Origin of the sequence: Sorangium sp. So ce1036, assembly GCF_051369805.1 — a bacterium.
GTDB classification, from domain to species: Bacteria; Myxococcota_A; Polyangia; order Polyangiales; family Polyangiaceae; genus Sorangium; species Sorangium cellulosum_F.
The window spans coordinates 280,854-296,980 of sequence record NZ_JBBMOX010000002.1 but is presented as its reverse complement, the minus strand read 5'-3'; the positions used below and the strand labels follow the sequence as shown (position 1 = coordinate 296,980).

General features: G+C 71.7%; 15 protein-coding genes and 1 tRNA gene. 11 read left to right on the top strand and 5 right to left on the bottom strand.

Annotation, left to right across the window (positions count from 1 at the left end; translation table 11 throughout):
• The first annotated feature begins 8 nt into the window (after window positions 1–8).
• The 6 genes from WMF31_RS38335 to WMF31_RS38310 are packed head-to-tail and all read left to right on the top strand — an operon-like array spanning window position 9 to window position 6,847.
• Window positions 9–2,405: a hypothetical protein gene (locus WMF31_RS38335; protein ID WP_436606840.1), complete on the top strand. Its 2,397-nt coding sequence runs from the start codon at window positions 9–11 to the stop codon at window positions 2,403–2,405.
• Between the two features lie 4 nt (window positions 2,406–2,409).
• Complete coding sequence (locus tag WMF31_RS38330; RefSeq protein WP_436606839.1) at window positions 2,410–3,714, top strand: tetratricopeptide repeat protein; 1,305 nt, start codon at window positions 2,410–2,412, stop codon at window positions 3,712–3,714.
• A 21-nt stretch (window positions 3,715–3,735) separates the two neighbouring features.
• Window positions 3,736–4,383 carry a hypothetical protein gene (locus WMF31_RS38325; RefSeq protein WP_436606838.1) on the top strand — a complete coding sequence of 216 codons (648 nt, stop codon included), beginning with the start codon at window positions 3,736–3,738 and terminating at the stop codon, window positions 4,381–4,383.
• 51 nt (window positions 4,384–4,434) lie between these two features.
• Complete coding sequence (locus WMF31_RS38320; protein ID WP_436606837.1) at window positions 4,435–4,851, top strand: PAAR domain-containing protein; 417 nt, start codon at window positions 4,435–4,437, stop codon at window positions 4,849–4,851.
• A 48-nt stretch (window positions 4,852–4,899) separates the two neighbouring features.
• A complete protein-coding gene (locus WMF31_RS38315) occupies window positions 4,900–6,660 on the top strand; it encodes a hypothetical protein (RefSeq protein WP_436606836.1) in 1,761 nt (586 codons plus the stop codon).
• Between the two features lie 34 nt (window positions 6,661–6,694).
• The gene (locus WMF31_RS38310) at window positions 6,695–6,847 is read left to right on the top strand and encodes a hypothetical protein (protein WP_436606835.1); all 153 of its coding nucleotides are present in this window, start codon (window positions 6,695–6,697) and stop codon (window positions 6,845–6,847) included.
• A 250-nt stretch (window positions 6,848–7,097) separates the two neighbouring features.
• On the opposite strand, the gene WMF31_RS38305 is transcribed toward WMF31_RS38310, so the two are convergent.
• The 4 genes from WMF31_RS38305 to rpe all read right to left on the bottom strand — a co-directional run bounded on the left by WMF31_RS38305 (window position 7,098) and on the right by rpe (window position 10,300).
• Window positions 7,098–7,304 (bottom strand): hypothetical protein, encoded by a 207-nt coding sequence (locus WMF31_RS38305; RefSeq protein WP_436606834.1) that lies wholly within the window; start codon window positions 7,302–7,304, stop codon window positions 7,098–7,100.
• Between the two features lie 507 nt (window positions 7,305–7,811).
• A tRNA-Ser gene (locus tag WMF31_RS38300) sits at window positions 7,812–7,898 on the bottom strand.
• A gap of 171 nt (window positions 7,899–8,069) precedes the next feature.
• Entirely contained in the window at window positions 8,070–9,563 is a 1,494-nt protein-coding gene (locus WMF31_RS38295) for a hypothetical protein (RefSeq protein WP_436606833.1), read from the bottom strand.
• A gap of 23 nt (window positions 9,564–9,586) precedes the next feature.
• On the bottom strand, window positions 9,587–10,300 hold the full coding sequence (rpe, locus tag WMF31_RS38290) for a ribulose-phosphate 3-epimerase (protein WP_436606832.1): 714 nt from the start codon (window positions 10,298–10,300) through the stop codon (window positions 9,587–9,589).
• Between the two features lie 209 nt (window positions 10,301–10,509).
• Between rpe and WMF31_RS38285 the strand changes: the two genes are divergently transcribed.
• Window positions 10,510–10,956, top strand: a complete 447-nt coding sequence (locus tag WMF31_RS38285) for a GNAT family N-acetyltransferase (protein WP_129354987.1) — start codon at window positions 10,510–10,512, stop codon at window positions 10,954–10,956.
• Window positions 10,957–11,120: 164 nt separating this feature from the next.
• Window positions 11,121–11,624, top strand: a complete 504-nt coding sequence (locus WMF31_RS38280; protein WP_436606831.1) for a cyclic nucleotide-binding domain-containing protein — start codon at window positions 11,121–11,123, stop codon at window positions 11,622–11,624.
• Window positions 11,625–12,348: 724 nt separating this feature from the next.
• Here WMF31_RS38280 and WMF31_RS38275 read toward each other — a convergent pair.
• A complete protein-coding gene (locus tag WMF31_RS38275) occupies window positions 12,349–12,747 on the bottom strand; it encodes a hypothetical protein (protein WP_436606830.1) in 399 nt (132 codons plus the stop codon).
• A 424-nt stretch (window positions 12,748–13,171) separates the two neighbouring features.
• Here WMF31_RS38275 and WMF31_RS38270 point away from each other — a divergent pair, with 424 nt between their 5' ends.
• From WMF31_RS38270 to WMF31_RS38260, 3 genes are all read left to right on the top strand, one after another.
• A complete protein-coding gene (locus WMF31_RS38270; protein WP_436606829.1) occupies window positions 13,172–13,876 on the top strand; it encodes a YggS family pyridoxal phosphate-dependent enzyme in 705 nt (234 codons plus the stop codon).
• Window positions 13,877–14,050: 174 nt separating this feature from the next.
• Entirely contained in the window at window positions 14,051–14,719 is a 669-nt protein-coding gene (locus WMF31_RS38265; protein ID WP_436606828.1) for a TlpA disulfide reductase family protein, read from the top strand.
• Window positions 14,716–16,119 (top strand): replication-associated recombination protein A, encoded by a 1,404-nt coding sequence (locus WMF31_RS38260; RefSeq protein ID WP_436606827.1) that lies wholly within the window; start codon window positions 14,716–14,718, stop codon window positions 16,117–16,119. The genes WMF31_RS38265 and WMF31_RS38260 overlap by 4 nt, the downstream gene beginning before the upstream one ends.
• Window positions 16,120–16,127 lie beyond the last annotated feature (8 nt).

Below are 16,127 nucleotides of genomic sequence, written 5' to 3'. Positions count from 1 at the left end.
GCATCGACATGGCCGACGGGGACCAGGGCGGTGGTGGGCTGGCGCAGGCGCCGGCTGGCGAATTCCTGACGAAGCTGTCGGAGGCGTACCCCTACGGGGACGAGCCGCCGCGGCTGGTGGTCGCGATCAACGACATGGCCGCGGGGGCGCCGGACGGGACCGTGTTCGGCGACGACGGGGTGCGCCCGGTGCGCCACGAGGTGCCGGATGGCGCGATCTTCCGGCCGGAGACGATCGGTGATGTGCTCGCGTGGATCGACCAGCGGATCCGCGTCTTTCCGATGGATCAGGTGTGGCTCACGCAGGCCGGTCCGCTCATGAACTGGTGCGCGGATCCGAAGGAGGAGCAATGGGCGCAAGCGGTCACCGAGATCCTCTTCGGCGCCACGTACGGTGGCCCCGGCAGCAGCTACAACATGGGGACGAAGAAGGGCGTGGCCCGGTTCCCCGTATCGGAGAACTGGGAGACGTACATCTTCAGCCGGATCCAGCGGCGGTACCGGAGCACGCTCGAGCGGAAGTCGAAGAGGTACAAGGTCACTTACGGGCATTATAATATCGAATCCTGGCGAAATCCGGAACCCATTCGGGACAGTTTGGAGGAGGCTCCGCCTTCCGGCGAAGGATGGAGCGCCTCCGACGACGGGGTGGTACCCGACGGCCCCGCTCCGGCCGGCGGCAGGCCGCGGGCCGTGGGCCCGACCAAGGGCGGCGTGCTGCTCGACGACCCGATGGGACCTCGGTGGAAGGAGCAGGAGAACGAGGACCCCGCCGTGTCCATCGTCGTCGCCTGCCAGCACCTCGCGACCTACGGAGCGTTGACGCGAGGGTTTCGCATCGAGCACCTGGACAGTATCGGCTATGCGGCCCAGTTCGCGACCGGTGGCTTCGCCATCTTCTCGGGAAAGCCGGCGGCGCCCGGGGAGGATCCGCCTCCACAGGGCGGGCGCTGGTACACGCTGCAGTCAGGAACTGGAGAAAAAGACAAGGCTGGCGCAGGGCAAGCGGACGGTACTTCGCCCCCGCCCGTCACCCACGAGGACCTGCTCAAGGTCGAGCGTGCCAAACAGCTCTCGCCGCCGCTCGCGCCAGGCACCATCTTCGTGTTCGATCCCGATGCTGGAGCACAGAAGGTCACGCTCTACCTGAGCAGGTACGAGGACGAATGCATCCGTGAGAAAATCCTCTTGAAACACTTCGCGGCACGCAAGGTGCCCGGCGCGCAGGAGGTCGAGAGCCCCTACTCGCAGAAGGACAGAGTCGCCCCCGATTATCAGCAGGAGCTGGACCTCGCAAAGCCGAAGGAGAGCCCCGCGCTCCTCGAAGCAATTCGGATCCTCGAGAACCAGAAGCTCACGAAATTGGCGGAGAAGAAGCGCGCCCAGATGCAAGCGAAGCTGGAAAAGGACCTCGAGGAATGGGAGCGTCAGAAGGCGCTGGCGCGCGACACCGAGACGAGGGCCGTCGTCATCAACCTCAATAAGCAGCTCGACGGCTCGCACATCCACTACGTCCTCCGGGCGCACAAGGACAAGCCTCTCGTTCAGCTCATGGACACCAGCAATGGAGCCAACTCCCTTTGGAAGCTCAAGCGGGAGGGGCCAGGGCGGGGGGCGCTCGTCGAGCTCATAGGAGCCGGTATCGTCGACGGCAGCGCTCAGAAGGAAATCGGCCCTGGTCAAATGCTCGGCTTCTGCGGCATGGGAGTCACGCCACCGCCACCCGAGGACCTCGGCGAGATGGCCGCATTCATCAAGAAGGCGCGTCCGGTCGGCCTGTTCCGCTTTGTCCTCACACGACGGCCCAGCAAGTCTAAGATAACGCCGAACGATGTGCTCTACGTGAGCCGGCTCGCACGCATGTACGGCAGCTCGCCGGAGCAGAACTATACTATCGCGCAGATGCTCTGGGGCATCCGGAACACCCCCGGCTTCACGAACCTGCAGCCCTGGGTGATCTTCTTCATTCCGTGCGGGGTCCTCGCGCGGTCGATGTGGGCCCACCGCGGGCGCGAGATGACGCTGAGCATGTTCATGTCTGAAGTCGCACACAAATACGAGACGGAGTTCGGCAATCCTCCAAACCTGATTTTGCACAAGCACTATTTGCTCGCCGTGGCGATCACGAACAGCGGGCAGCAGAATCCGGACTACGCGGGCAAGGCTCAGTTCCATTGCCGATGGAGGCACGTGTCCGGCGGATCAGGCACGACTCAACCTGGCGCCGCGTGGCCCCGGTCGATCGAGGATAAGCTCAAGGAGACCGCCTGGAATGCTACCTATTGGCATCCGAGATTTGACGCCGGGGCAGAGACCAAGGAGCGAATTGACGCGGTCACGCCTCCGATGTTCCTGGACGGAGAAGCCCCGATCAAGGAAAGCGACGATGCTCAGGCGCTTTCATGATGGCTTGGCCGTCGCCATGATGGCCCTCTCGGTGCTGCTCACGGGATGCGGCGCGTCCAGCGCGCCGTCGAGGAACCCCGACGCGCGGCAGGTCGTGGTGCTGCCGCCGCCGGCCCCGAGCGCTGCGCCGATCGAGCCGATGGCTCCAGACATCGTGCTCTTCTCCTTGCCGCCGGCGGAGGATCCCTCGGTGGATCTTCAGCGCTGCGAGCGGGGGGACATGGAGGGCTGCCGCGCTGCGGGCTGGTTGTTCCTCCACGGCTTCGGCGTGCCGGAGGACGCGTCGCGCGCGTATGAACTCTATACGAAAGCATGCCAAGGCAAGAACACCAAGGCGTGCATGGAATTCGCCGCGGAATCCTACCATCTTCACGACTGGCCAATCAAAGCGACGGAAGAGTTTGTGGCGGCTGTTTTTCACAAGCTGGCCTGCGATCACGGCGATCGGCGGGGCTGCCTGGCCCTCGCCCTGGATGTGCTCCGCCATCCGGAGGAGCTGGACGAGGACTTCAATGTGGACAAGACCGCGCAGAAGATCGCGGAAGATGCCTGCGCGACGTCCAACGTCGCCGCGTGCTCGATGCTGCTGCGACTGGCGGCGCTGAGCGGGGACATGCCCCGCGCGGAGTCACTGGCGAGGAATCTCCTCGCGATGTGCCGCGCGGGCGAGATGGGCGCGTGCGGGCCCGTGCTCCGCTTTCCCTGGTCGGACAGGACGCCGACCGAGGAGAAGAGCCTCACGAATGACCTCGGCCGCAACCTCTGCAAGTTCTCGCAGGCCGAATGCCGCGCTGGCCGGGGAGGATGCAAGTATGCGCTTGCCTGTACCCAGAAACACGGGTTCGATCCGCAAGGACCGGAAGTCGCGGCGGAGTTCACCTACCGCGCCTGCGCCGTCGAACGCGACTTCGAGCAGTGCGAGGATCTCGCCGAGCTCTTCCGGCGTGGCAAGGGCGTGCCCAAGGACCCGGAGAAGGCGAGCTTCTTCGACATGGCCGCCTGCCAGCACGGCCGCCCCATTGCATGCATGGATACGGCGTGGCACATCCGGCAGCAGGGGAGCGGGCCCGAGATCGACAAGAAAATCTTCGAGGTCACGAAGCTGGGTTGCCGCATTGACGAGCGTGACCACGGCTGGCTGAGGAGCTGCGAGCGGCTCGCGACGATGTACGAGACCGGCACTGGGACGCAGAAGGACATCGACAAGGCGGTGGAGATCTTCACGGCAGTGTGCCCGTATCGAGAAGAGTCATGCGACGAGCTCCGCCGCCTGAACAGGCCCGTACCGCCCGACGCGGACGCGCCCTGACGAGGACGAAGGAGAGCTGCCGTGAACGACAAGAGCGAGAAGGTCATGCGGCTTGAGCGGTATGCCGAGGTCCTGGCCCATGTGGTCCATTTCCGCGGCGCGGACCTCTACGAGGTGCTCGCGCGCCTCGGCGTCGCGCCCGAGGACTGGGCGCGAGCCGACGCCGAGCACACGGCGGAGCTCGCCCTATCGGCGCAGCGCAACCAGGGCATCCAGGCGCTGCGATTCAGCTCGGTCTTCGCGAGGACGCGGCGAAGCCTCGAGGCGCGCCGGCCCTCGCTCGAGTCGCTCGGCCCGCCGCAGCGGCCGGCGGCAGGGAACGCCGCACCGGCGCATCTCGCACCACAGGCAGCGCTGCCCGCGTCGCCACAAGGGCCGGCGTTCGCCCTGCCGCGCTCGTCGCCGGAGCGCGCCGACGTCTCGCCCTGGGCCGCGCACGCGAGCGCTCGGCCCGAAACCGTGCGCGCCGGCATCCCCCAAGGCACGGCGGACATCGCGGAGCTCGTTCCGCGGCCTGCATTGCCCTTCCAGGCCAGCCAGGCGCAGTCAGCAGGGCAGAGCGCGCCGGAGGGGAGGCGGCTCCCGCGGTTCGATCCGCAGACGGGCAGACCCCTCGGTGTCCCCCTGCGGGTTGACGCGCCGAAGACGCCGAGCGGTGAGGAAAGCTGACGCTGGCTGACGCCCGCGCGCTCGATCGGCGCGACAGGGCTCGGAGGAACAATGCGATCGCGATCTCCCGGAACTGGCAAGCCCGCGGCGAAGCAGGGCGACAAGGTCGTCGGCATCGACACGCACGTGGTGATGATCCCCTCGCCGGGTGGGCCGGTGCCCACGCCGACGCCGATGCCGTTCAGCGGGACGTTGAGCGGCGATCTGAGCCGCGACGTGCTGATCGAGGGCAAACCGGCCGCGATCCAGGGAAGCACCGCGGCGAATGCGCCCGCGCATGTACCTCCAGGGGGCACGTTCCAGCGTCCGCCGTCGAATCAGGCTCGGGTCCAGGCGGGCAGCAAGACGGTGCTCATCAACGACAAGCCGGCCGCGCACCTCGGGGATCCGGCGATGACCTGCAACGACCCGGCCGACGCGCCGAACGGGAGCGTGATCGCCTCCGGGACCGTGCTGGTCGGCGACTAGGGCCAGGAGATGGCGGCAGCCACGAAGCCCGCTGCGGGGGCGCCGGAAGTGAGCGAAGCGATCTCGCTGGCGCAGTACGCGGCTGTCAGGGCGGCGGTGACGGAGGGGTTTCCGCTCGCGGACGTGCTCGCGGTCGAGGGGCTGACGCCGCGTACGTTCGCGCAGGCCGATCTTGCCTGGAAGCAGCGGCTGGTCGCGGAGCCGGAGGTGCTCGTGGCGTACGAGCAGGAGCTGGCGCAGGCCGAGGACTGGCTGGATCGACGGGTCGAGCCGCTCGCGGACGACCCGGCCGCCTGGGCGAGCTTCCTTGCTGCCTTCGGGGCGCACCCGGCCCCGTTCGAGCTGCTGCAGGAGAAGGACCTGGGCATGAACGACGTCGCGCGGCTCCGCCGCCGGTGGGCGCGGCGCGCTGAACAGGACGCGAAGATCGGCGAGCTCCTCGAGGAGCTGCGCACGAAGCCCGGGAAGCTGGGGTCGCTCCGGATCGGTCCCCGGGTGCTGCGGCCGTCGAGGGTAGCCAAGGCGTGGAGAGCGGCGGAGGTGCCCGCAGAGGAGCATTCTGCAGCGGTGCCGCTCGGCGAGCCCAGGCTGGGCCTGGCCGAGTACGCTGCGCTCTGCGCGGAGCTCGACGCGCTGCCGGAGCAACGCGAACGGGTGCTGCGGCGCCGCGGCCTGGCCGATGAGGAGACACGCGCCGCGCTGGATCGGCGGTGGCGGGCAGCGCTGGAGCGTGACCCGGCGCTAGCGAAGGATTTCGAGCGCCTCCAGGCGCATCATGCGCGTCGGCTGGAGATGCTCCTCGCCCGAGCGCGGGAGGTTGGCCATGTCGAGCGCTCGCCAGCCTCCGTTACCGCCACGTCCGCGCCTGCCGCACCGTCTTCCGAGGCGGTGGCCGGGCCTGGGGCGCCCCTCGTGACCCCGGCAGCGCTGCAGGACACGGGGCCCCTGCTGGAGGTCCCCCGAGGTGCGGTGGTCCCCTTCGTGCCCGCACACGCCGAGCTCGCGACGGGAAAGGCAGAGCCGAAGCCTCCTCGCGCTGCGGAATCGCTCACCGGCACCGCACCCTTGCCCGACATTCCGCGAGGGCCGGAGCTGCCGTTCCCTCAACCCGGTGCGGCGAAGGTGGCGAAGCGCCCGCCTCCTGTGATCGCGGAAACCGCACCGCTCTCGGATATTCCCCGCGGCCCCGCTCTACCGTTCACGGCCGGAGTATCGGGGACTCCCGTGCCGTCCACCGCGACAGCCCAGCCGCAGCGGCCACGAGCCCCGTGGGAGGTCGTCGAGACGTCATCGGTGCAGGCGCCCCCTCGCGGCCCGGTGCTCCCCTTCACGGCAGCGGATCCCACGAGGCGTGCCGGAGCTCTGGCAGCATCGAAGCCCGCTCCGCCGGCCGCAGCAGACCTCCGGGAGACGTCGCTGAGCCTTGCGATCCCCCGTGAGCTGCTGACGCAAGTCGCGCCTCCGCCGGCCCCTGTGGGCGGAGCAGCCTCCCAGACCTCCAAGGCATTGCCGCCTTCCACGCCGTCGAGCACGGTCCGGGAGGGTGGCACGGCGCCCCTCCCCGAGCCGCTGGAGACGATCCTGTCGCTCGCGCAATACGCCGCGCTCTGCGCGGAGCTGGCCCTGTCCCCCGCCATGGCCGAGTCGATCTTCCAGCGTTACCGCCTGGGTTCCGTCGAGGTCCGGTCCGCGGTCGATGCGGCCTGGAAAGAGCGGCTTCGCGGGTACCCGGCGGAGTACGCGAGGTGGCAGGACATGGTCCAGCGCTACTACGCGCACTTCGCCAGGCGGGGTGTGCTCCCGCGGTGAAGCGTCTTGAGAGAGAGCAGATACCCCCGCTGCGGTGAAGCCGGAACCGCGGCTGCCGCTGGATTTACCCATTCTTGTGAGCGAGCCGGTGATGTTCGAGGTGGGGTTCGACCCGGCGGGCGTGCTGCGCGTGCTGCAGCGGGCAGCGGTGCATCGGGGCATGATGTCGGAGGCAGACCAGCGCTGAGTGCAGCGCACCGGGTGAGGGCTCTCGGTTGTCTTCGTGTCGCACCACGAGCTTGGAAGATCCAGGCCGACTGATACTCGTAAGGAGCGCCATATGCAGTGCGCGCAAACCGGCATGAGTGATAGGGGGCGCTCGGGATGAAGCGTTCTCCTCAGCACCTCAGCTGCACGTACGACGGAAGGCGGCTCGAAGCACGAGAGCGCGATAGCGTGGCCGAACCGGCTGGCCGCACGTCCCCAGACTGCAAGAGCTACCGGTTGCCTCCCTCGCCCCGCCGCCCAGCCCCGTCCACCTTCGCGAGCCGCTTCTCGTGCCGCTCGATCGCCTCGACGATCTTCGCCTTGCGCTCGCGCTCCGTGCGCCAGCGCCGTGGCTCCGGCAAACCGAGCCACCTGACGAGCCGCTCCAGCGCGGCGACGTCGGCGCGGAAGAGACTCTCGCGGCTCAGGCGGATCATGACGGTAAGAGAGTAGATCCGCGGCGCTCGCCGCGCGTTCTGCATTACCTGCACGCCGTGTGTGCTCTCGATGCTCCGAGCCAGCCACACGGGCGGCTTCGTAAGCCAGCTCCAGACCGGCATGACAGAAGCCGCACAAGCCCACGGCCCCGGTAGCCCCCTCGAGTTGGGGGACGCCGTGGACCGAGGGCGGCCTGCGGCACGCCTTCAAGCGTGCGCTCGCGAGGGCGCAGGTGCCGGCCACCCGGCTCCACGCCCTGCGGTCTTCATTACCGAGTGCTTCAAGGGCGGCGCCTCGGCTCCGACCGTGCAGCAGCTCCCCGGCCACCTGCACCTCTCGGTTACCCAGCGCTACGCGCACACCAACGACAACCTGAAGACCTGAAGAAGGACGCGGTGCAAGCTTTCACGCAGCGGTCGGCGTACCTCGGCGTCGCCGGCTGAATGGCCCCGGGAGGCTCACCAGGGAGCGCCCAGGCCCCTCAACGAAATCCTCAATGGTTTCAGCGGAGGAGAAGGGATTCGAACCCCTGGTTGAGTTGCCCCAACGGCGGTTTTCAAAACCGCTGCCTTCGACCGCTCGGCCACTCCTCCAAATGCCGCTACTTGCTCGTCTTTCTGACCTTTTGTGCTCCCGTTGTCAATGCGGCTGACCAGCCCGCGCGCCAGCCCGCCCGATGCCCGGCGGGTGAGCACAGCGCGAACGACCTCACCGTCCCCGCTTCACGCTCGCGCCTACGCCCACGCCCGCCGCGCCCGCACCCTCTACTCCTTCCCCTTCTCGCCCTTCTCCCTGCCTGCCGCAGCCGCCCCAGTCGCTACGCCCGCCGCGCCCCCCGCAGCCCCCCCGACCTTCGCCTTCATCACCTCCGCCAGCCACCCCTTCACCCCCGCGCACGTCCCCCCCGCGCTCCCCGTGCCGCCCCCCGCGCGCCGCTCGTACGGCCCCGCGACGACCGCCACGTCACTCCCCCGCGCCGCCCACGCGATCGGCCCGAGCGACGCGCGCTCTCGGCACGCCTTGCCGAAGCGCCGCTCGAGCACCTTCGCGGCCTCCGCAGCATCCGCGGCGCTGTCGAACCGGAGCCGCCACGCGAGCGCATACACCCGCCGCGCCGCATCCTGCGGATCGTCCCTGCGCACCACGGCGAACCGATCCCCGCCCCAGCCGGCGGCCGCGTCGGCGGCGACCTCGCGGTGGGCGTAGGCCGCGAACGCGATGCGGAGCGCCTGCTCGCCCATCACGTCGTCGAAGACCACGCGGAACCCTGGGCCGAGCGCGGCCGCCGTCGGGACCGGCACCGCGACCGCGGGCTCGCGCGACGCGAGCTTCTCGGGGTGCAAGAGCTGCTCGGTCGTCTCCGGCAGCGCGCGCCAGACCGCGTCCACCGAGGCCCAGCCGCCCTCGCGGCGCAGCGCCTGCACGAACGCGAAGCCGTCCGTGTACGGCGCGCCCAGCGACTCCTGCAGCACGAGCGGCGTGTCGCCGACCGACGACAGCGCCGTCGACATCGCCACGAGCTTCCGGAGCAGCGACTCGTCCACCTGGAACGCCGAGCCGACCATCACGTCGAACATCGCGCTCATCGCGTCGCCCTCGGCGAGCGCGTGCACGGCCGCCAGCCGATCGCTGTCGCCGCGCTTGAACGTGAGCAGCTTCCCCAGCGAGTAGCTCTGGTCCTGGAGCGCGTGGACGAGCTCGTGCGCCAGCGTCTCCTCGGCCTCCTCCTCGCTGAGATCGTCGACGAGGTACATGGTCGCGTCCTCCGGCTCGTAAAAGCCCGCGATGCGCCCCTGGACCAGCCGGAACATGCCCGCGGTGAAGTCGTAGTCGGCCGGGATGAGCTCGAGCGCCGCGAGCGCCTCGCCCTGATGCTCGAGCACCCCCTCGGGGAGCTCTCGCTTCACATGGGCGCGGACGCGCTCGAGGATCTCCCCACGGTCGAGCACGCGGCTCGGCACGTCGCGGAGCACGGGCAGGCCGCGCGCCTTCGCGACGCGCGCGAGCGCCTGCGCCACCTCGGCCTGCGCCTGGCGCGCCGCCTCGTCGAGCTCGCCCTCGTCCGCCCGGCCCGCCCCGGGAGCCGGCGGGGCAGGGGTCGCCGCAGGCGGCACCGCCTCGGCCGCGGCCCCCGGCGCGCGCGGCGGCGGCGCCGGCTGCGGCGCCGGCGCCCCGCAGCCGGCCAGGAGCGCCGCCCCGCCGAGCGCCCCCGTCGCCGCGAGCGCCAGCGCCAGCGCCCGGTCGCGACCCCGCCGCATCCCAGCGCCGCCCCGGCCCCGGCTCACAGCGACGCCCCGCCGGTCGCGCGGAGCGCGCGGATCGCCTCCGCATACCGGGCGACGCGCGCCTCGAACGACAGCGTCTCGCCCGGCGCCACCACGCCGAAGACCGCCGAGCCCGCGACGAGCGCCCTCGCCCCGGCCGCGATGACCTGCCCCGACGTCGACGGCGCGATCCCGCCGTCGACCTCGAGCGTGATGTCGAGGCCCGCCTGATCGATCGTCTGGCGCAGGCTCCGGAGCTTTGTGAGGGACCCCGGGATGAACCGCTGGCCCCCGAACCCGGGATTGACGCTCATCACCAGGATGAGATCGAGATCCGGCAGCACGTGCCGGATCGACTCCTCCGGCGTGTGCGGGTTCAGCACGACACCAGGGCTCGCGCCCGCGTCCCGGATCTGCTGGAGGGTCCGGTGCAGGTGCGGCGACGCCTCGGCGTGGACCGCGATCCGATCGGCGCCGGCCGCCGCGAACTCGGCCACGTAGCGCTCGGGCTCGACGATCATGAGGTGCACGTCGAGCGGAAGACGCGTCGCGGCACGAACCGCGCGAACGACCAGCGGGCCGATGGTGATATTGGGCACAAATCGACCATCCATCACATCGACGTGGATCCAGTCGGCGCCGGCGGCCTCGGCGGCGCGTACTTCCTCGGCGAGACGACCGAAATCGGCGGACAAAATCGACGGAGCGACGATGATCTTCTCGTGACGCACATGCTAGCGCTAGCAGGCGTGACGCGCGGCGGCTAGCGGACGCCACCGCGAACGCTCGCGGTTCCGCGGGCGCTCGCGCGTCCGCGAGCGCTTACGAAGATGCCGGCGTGGCTGCTAGGCTGCTCACGTCCGCGCGGCGGCGCACAGGAGCTGCGCGCCGCCGCGCGCGGACCGAGGCACGATCACGAACCGTTCGAGTGAGGTGATGCATGGAGACACGGCCGCTGACGAAGCCCGACTACGACCGGATCGTGGGCGAGATCGATCGGTGGTGGGCGGGGCCGACCAGCGCGCTCGCGCACCCGATCTTCTTCTATGAGCTCGGCCGGCTCGCCCGCGTCGTCGAGGACCACGGGCTGCTCGTGGGCTTCCTGCTCGGCTTCCGGTGCCCGGACGCGGCGATCGGGTACGTGCACCTCGTCGGCATCCACCCCGACTACCGCCGCCGCGGGGTCGGCAGGATGCTCTACGCCGCGTTCGAGGAGGACTGCCGCCGCGAGGGCTGCCGCCAGCTCAAGGCGATCACGACCCTGGGCAACGAGGGCTCGGTGCGCTTCCACGCGGCGGTCGGCTGGTCGGCGACCGAGGTCGAGGATTACGCCGGGCCGGGGCGCCCGCGGATCGTGTTCACCAAGGACCTCCAGGGCGATCGTTGACGTCCTCGTGTTGCGACGTACGCTCTCGGCGGGGTATCTCTGCGCGGTACGGCGAGGTGGACGATGCGAGGATGCTGGCCTGTGCGCGCGATCGAGGTGGGCGAGGTGGGCGTTGTCGAGTCGGCTGACGTGACGCGCGCCGCGGGCGCGCGCGGTGGGCTCCCGTGAGCCGCGCGCCCGAGCTGGCCGCGCAGCTGCGCGAGATCGGCCTGTTCGGAGGCCTGAGCGATCAGGTCCTCCAGGGCCTCGCCGACACGCTCGAGCTCGTCGAGCTGCAGCCGGGCGCCGTCGCGTTCCGCGAGGGCGACAGCGGCCGCGAGATGTTCGTGCTGCTCGAGGGCGAGATGGAGGTGCTCAAGCGCTCGAAGCGCGACGTCGAGGCGAGGGTCGCGGTCCTGGGGCCGAGCGACTGGTTCGGCGAGATGTCCATCCTCGACGTGATGCCCCGCTCGGCGACGGTCCGAGCGCTCGCGCCATCGCGCCTCTTGCGCGTCACCGCGCACGACCTCGACGCGCTCTACCGGCGCGATCTCAGGTCGTACACGCTCCTCGTGCTGAACATCGCGCGCGAGATGTCGCGCCGCCTTCGCGTGGCGGACAGCCTGCTCGCCGAGCTCGTCGCGAACATGCTCGACGAGTACGCGCGGCCCCGGCGCCCCGGCATCTGAGGCAGCCCGGCCGCACGATCGCAGCGCGACGCCGCGCCCTGCGGCGCGGGCATCCCAGGGAGCCGGCGCCCGCGCGCGCAACGCGAGGCCCGGTGAGTGCCCGTGGCACCTCTCCCCGGCTCACGCGCCGCCCTGGCCGACCGCCCCGCCGGCGCCGCCGGTGCCATCCGCTCCGCCAGCGCCACCCGTTCCGCCAGCGCCGCCGGCGCCACCCGTTCCGCCAGCACCGCCGGCGCCATCCGAACCGGATCCGGAGCCACCGGCGCCACCCGCCCCGCCGGCGCCGCCAGCGCCGTCGGCTCCAGCGGCGCCACCAGCGCCGTCGGCTCCAGCGCCACCGGTTTCCCCAGCGCCACCGGCCCCGCTCGGCGCGTCCACGCCGCTGTCATCGGGCATACCAGCTCCGGTCGAGGTCGTAGCGCCGGTGCCGGTGCCGCTCGCGCTGGACCCGCCCGACGGGTCGCCATCTCCGCCGTCGCCTGGCTCGCCAGCACCGAAGGAAGGGCTCCCTCCTGCCCCGCTTGTCGTCTCTTGGTCGCCGCACTCGGCGCACCCGAGATCGGTCAGGGGAGGCTCAGGTTGCGGGTTGAAGCCACAGCCCGCGAGCACCACCCCGAACCCAAGGACGACAAGCTTACGCATAAGCTCTCTCCCTATAGCACCGCGCGCGCTCCCTGCGTGCTCGCTGCGCCTGCCGCCGGACACGCGTCCGGCGTGCATGTTCCTACGTGTCCGCTCGATCCTGCCACCACGGCCGCACGGCGGGCAGGACGGAGCCGCAAGCCTGCTCAGCCACAGTCCGCGCCTCCAGCGCCCCCAGCGCTGCACGGCCCACCGCCCTGACCACCAGCGCCGCCAGAGCCACCACCCGAGGCCCCCACGCCGCCACCAGCGCCGCCAGAGCCGCCCTCGCCGCCGCCGGCGCCGCCAGAGCCGCCCTCACCGCCACCGCCAGAGCCGCCCACGCCGCCACCGGCACCGCCAGAGCCGCCCTCGCCGCCACCGGCGCCGCCATCGCCACCCGAGCCGCCATCGCCACCACCAGCGGCCCCCTCGCCGCCCGCACCACCAGCCGCGCCGCCAGGGCCACCGCCGTCGCCGCTGCCGCCTTCGCCGCTGCCACCCCCGCTGCCGGCACTCCCCGTACCGGTGCTCGTCGCCGCCGCGATCCCATCCGCACCACCTGCGCCTGCGCTCCCGGTCGACCCGGAACCGGTGCCCGTGATCACGGGCGGACCACCGCCACCCCCATTGAACGGCGGGTCGGGCTGCGGGTTGAACGTGCATCCAACCAGGGTGAGCGCGGCAAGGACCAGCAAGCTTCGCATGGCAGGTCCACGCGCGCTCGCAATCCACATGCCACGCGCAAATCTCCTGGAAGCAGCGCCATCTTGCCGAGGTGACAGGGGTTCCACAGGCACACTCTGGCACGCCGCCGGGGCGAAGGGATCCGACAGTTCGCCGGCCAGCGCGCTCGGGCCGCGGCCGCGTCGGGCGCGAGGGGACGCCGCCCGTGGCCGCGGCGGCGGCGCGCGGTATCGTGCGGCGTGATTTCGGACGACCTGGGAAACATCGCGTCACGACTCAAAGAGGTGCGACGCCGGATCGCGCGCGCCGCCGCGCGCGCCGGGCGCGCGCCCGAGGAGATCCGGCTCATCGCCGTGTCCAAGGGGAAGCCCGCGGAGGCCATCCGCGCCGCCTACGCCGCGGGGCAGCGCGACTTCGGCGAGAACTACGTCCAGGAGCTCGCGGAGAAGGCCGAGGCGCTCGCCGACCTGGACGGGCTCGTGTGGCACGCCATCGGCCACCTGCAGAGGAACAAGGCGAAGATCGTCGCGCGCGTCGCGCAGGTCGTGCAGTCGGTCGATCGCGAGGAGATCGCCGTGGAGCTCGACCGGCGCACTGCCGCGCTCGCTCGCACGCTCGACGTCCTGCTCGAGGTGAACGTCGGCGGCGAGGCGACGAAGAGCGGCTGCGCGCCCGGGGATCTCGGGCCGCTCCTCGCCGCGGTGGCCCGGTGCGCGCACCTCCGCCCGGTCGGCCTGATGACCATCGCGCCGTTCCGCGAGGACCCGGCCGACGTCCGCCCGTTCTTCGCGCAGCTGCGCGCCCTGCGCGACGCGCACGGCGGCCAGGCGGCGCTGCCCGCGCTGTCCATGGGCATGTCGCACGACCTCGAGGCAGCCATCGCGGAGGGCGCGACCCTCGTCCGGGTCGGCACCGCCATCTTCGGCGCCCGCGAGCCCAGGTAGGCGGCGCGCTCGCGGGTCACGGCCGCCACGCGGCGCAGCAGAGCGCGTCCGGCGGCGCTGAACCGGCGCCGGAGGAGAGCCCCCGCCACCGCAGGGGCCGTCCTGCGCCGTCGGGCGCTCTTTTTCCTCGCGCGCCCCTCGGACAGCGCGCGGCGCGACGGTAGACTCCCCCGCGTGATCCAGGCGAAGGCGGCGAACAGGCCCCCCGCGGTCGGCGTCCGCGGCGCCGGCCCAGGGCCCGCGCCGGCCGCGAGGCCCGCGCCGGCCGCGAGATCCGCCCCGCGGCGCCGCGGCGCGGCGCTCCCTGCCAGCGCCGTCCCGACGGCCGCGGCCTGCGCGCTGCTCGTGATCGGGTGCGGGCCGGGCGCGATGCCCGCGTCCGTGCGCCACCCGCTCGTGGGCAGCGCCGCGCCCGAGTTCCACGCGGAGTCGACCGCGGCGATCCCGGTGGGCGTGCCGGGCACCCGGCGGACGCGCGTCACCGTGATCGACTTCTGGGCGTCCTGGTGCGCGTCGTGCAGCCGGACCCTGCCAGCGCTCGACAGGCTCTGGCGCGACCGCAAGGCGGACGGCGTGGCCGTGATCGGCGTGAACGTCGACGACTCGGACGTCGCGGCGGAGGCCGCCGCGCACGAGCTCGGCGCCACGTTCCCCATCGTCGCGGACCCGGGCCAGCGGCTCAGCGCGACCTACGGCGTCGCGCAGGTCCCCCTCACGTTCGTGGTCGACAGCGCGGGCACCGTGCGCTGGGTCGGGCGCGATCCGGAGAGCGCGCGCCGCGCCGTGGAGGTCGTGCTGTCGGAGGGGCCGGTCGGGGCGCGGCCGAGATCGGTCTTCGAATGAGCGCGACCCGCGGCAGCGGCGGCGCGCGGCGCCGGCCCGCAGGAGACGAGCCGACCCTCTTCGACGCCGCCCTGCAGCGCGACCCGGAGCTCCGGGGCACGGTGCCCCTCGCCGAGCGCATGCGCCCCCGCACCCTCGCGGACGTGATCGGCCAGGGCCACCTGCTCGGCGACGGCAAGCTGCTCGCGCGCGCCATCGCGGCCGACCGCATCCCCTCGATGATCCTGTGGGGCCCGCCGGGCGCCGGCAAGACGACGCTGGCGCGCGTCATCGCCCACTCGACGAACGCCCGCTTCGTCCCCTTCAACGCCGTGCTCGGCGGCGTGCCCGAGCTCCGCGAGATCCTCGGCCAGGCGCGCACCGCGCGCTCCTACGAGGGCAAGCGGACGATCCTGTTCGTCGACGAGATCCACCGCTTCAACAAGGCCCAGCAGGACGCCTTCCTCCCGCACGTCGAGGACGGGACCATCACGCTGATCGGGGCGACCACCGAGAACCCGTCGTTCGCGGTGAACGCGCCGCTGCTCTCGCGGTGCAAGGTCTTCCGGCTCCAGGGCCTCGACGCCGCGGAGCTCGTCGAGCTCCTGCGCCGCGCGCTCGCGGCGCCCGCGGGGCTCGCCGGCGCGATCGCCGCCGACGACGACGCGCTCGCGGCGATCGCGGCGCTCGCGCAGGGCGACGCGCGCAGGGCGCTCACCACCCTGGAGATCGCCGCGGACGACGCGGCCCGCGCGGGCGCCGCCACGATCACACGCGAGCTCATCGCCGGGGCGAGCGAGCACAAGACGCTGCTCTACGACAAGGCCGGCGAGGAGCACTACAACGTCATCAGCGCGTTCATCAAGTCGATGCGCGGCTCCGATCCCGACGCCGCCATCTACTGGCTCATGCGCATGATCGAGGCCGGCGACGACCCGCTCTTCCTGCTGCGCCGGATGATGATCTTCGCGTCGGAGGACATCGGCAACGCCGACCCGCGCGCGCTGGAGATCGCCGTCGCGGCGGACGCCGCGTTCCGGCGCATGGGGATGCCGGAGGGGCTCTACCCGCTCACGCAGGCGGCGCTGTACCTCGCGACGGCCCCGAAATCGAACGCGTGCAAGGTGGCCTGGCAGTCGGCGCAGGCCGCGGTGCGCGAGCACGGCGCGCTCCCTGTCCCGCTCACCCTGCGCAACGCCGTGACGCGGCTGATGCGCGAGGAGGGCTACGGCGCGGGCTACCGCTACGCGCACGACGAGCCAGGCGGCGTCGCGCACGGCGCGGCGTACCTGCCCGAGCCGCTCACCGGGAGCCGGTTCTACGAGCCGACCGACCGCGGCTACGAGCGGACCATCGGCGAGCGCCTCCGCCGCCTCCGCGGCGAGGGCGAGGGCGAGGGCGGCCGAGGCGCGGCCGGGTGATGCGCGCG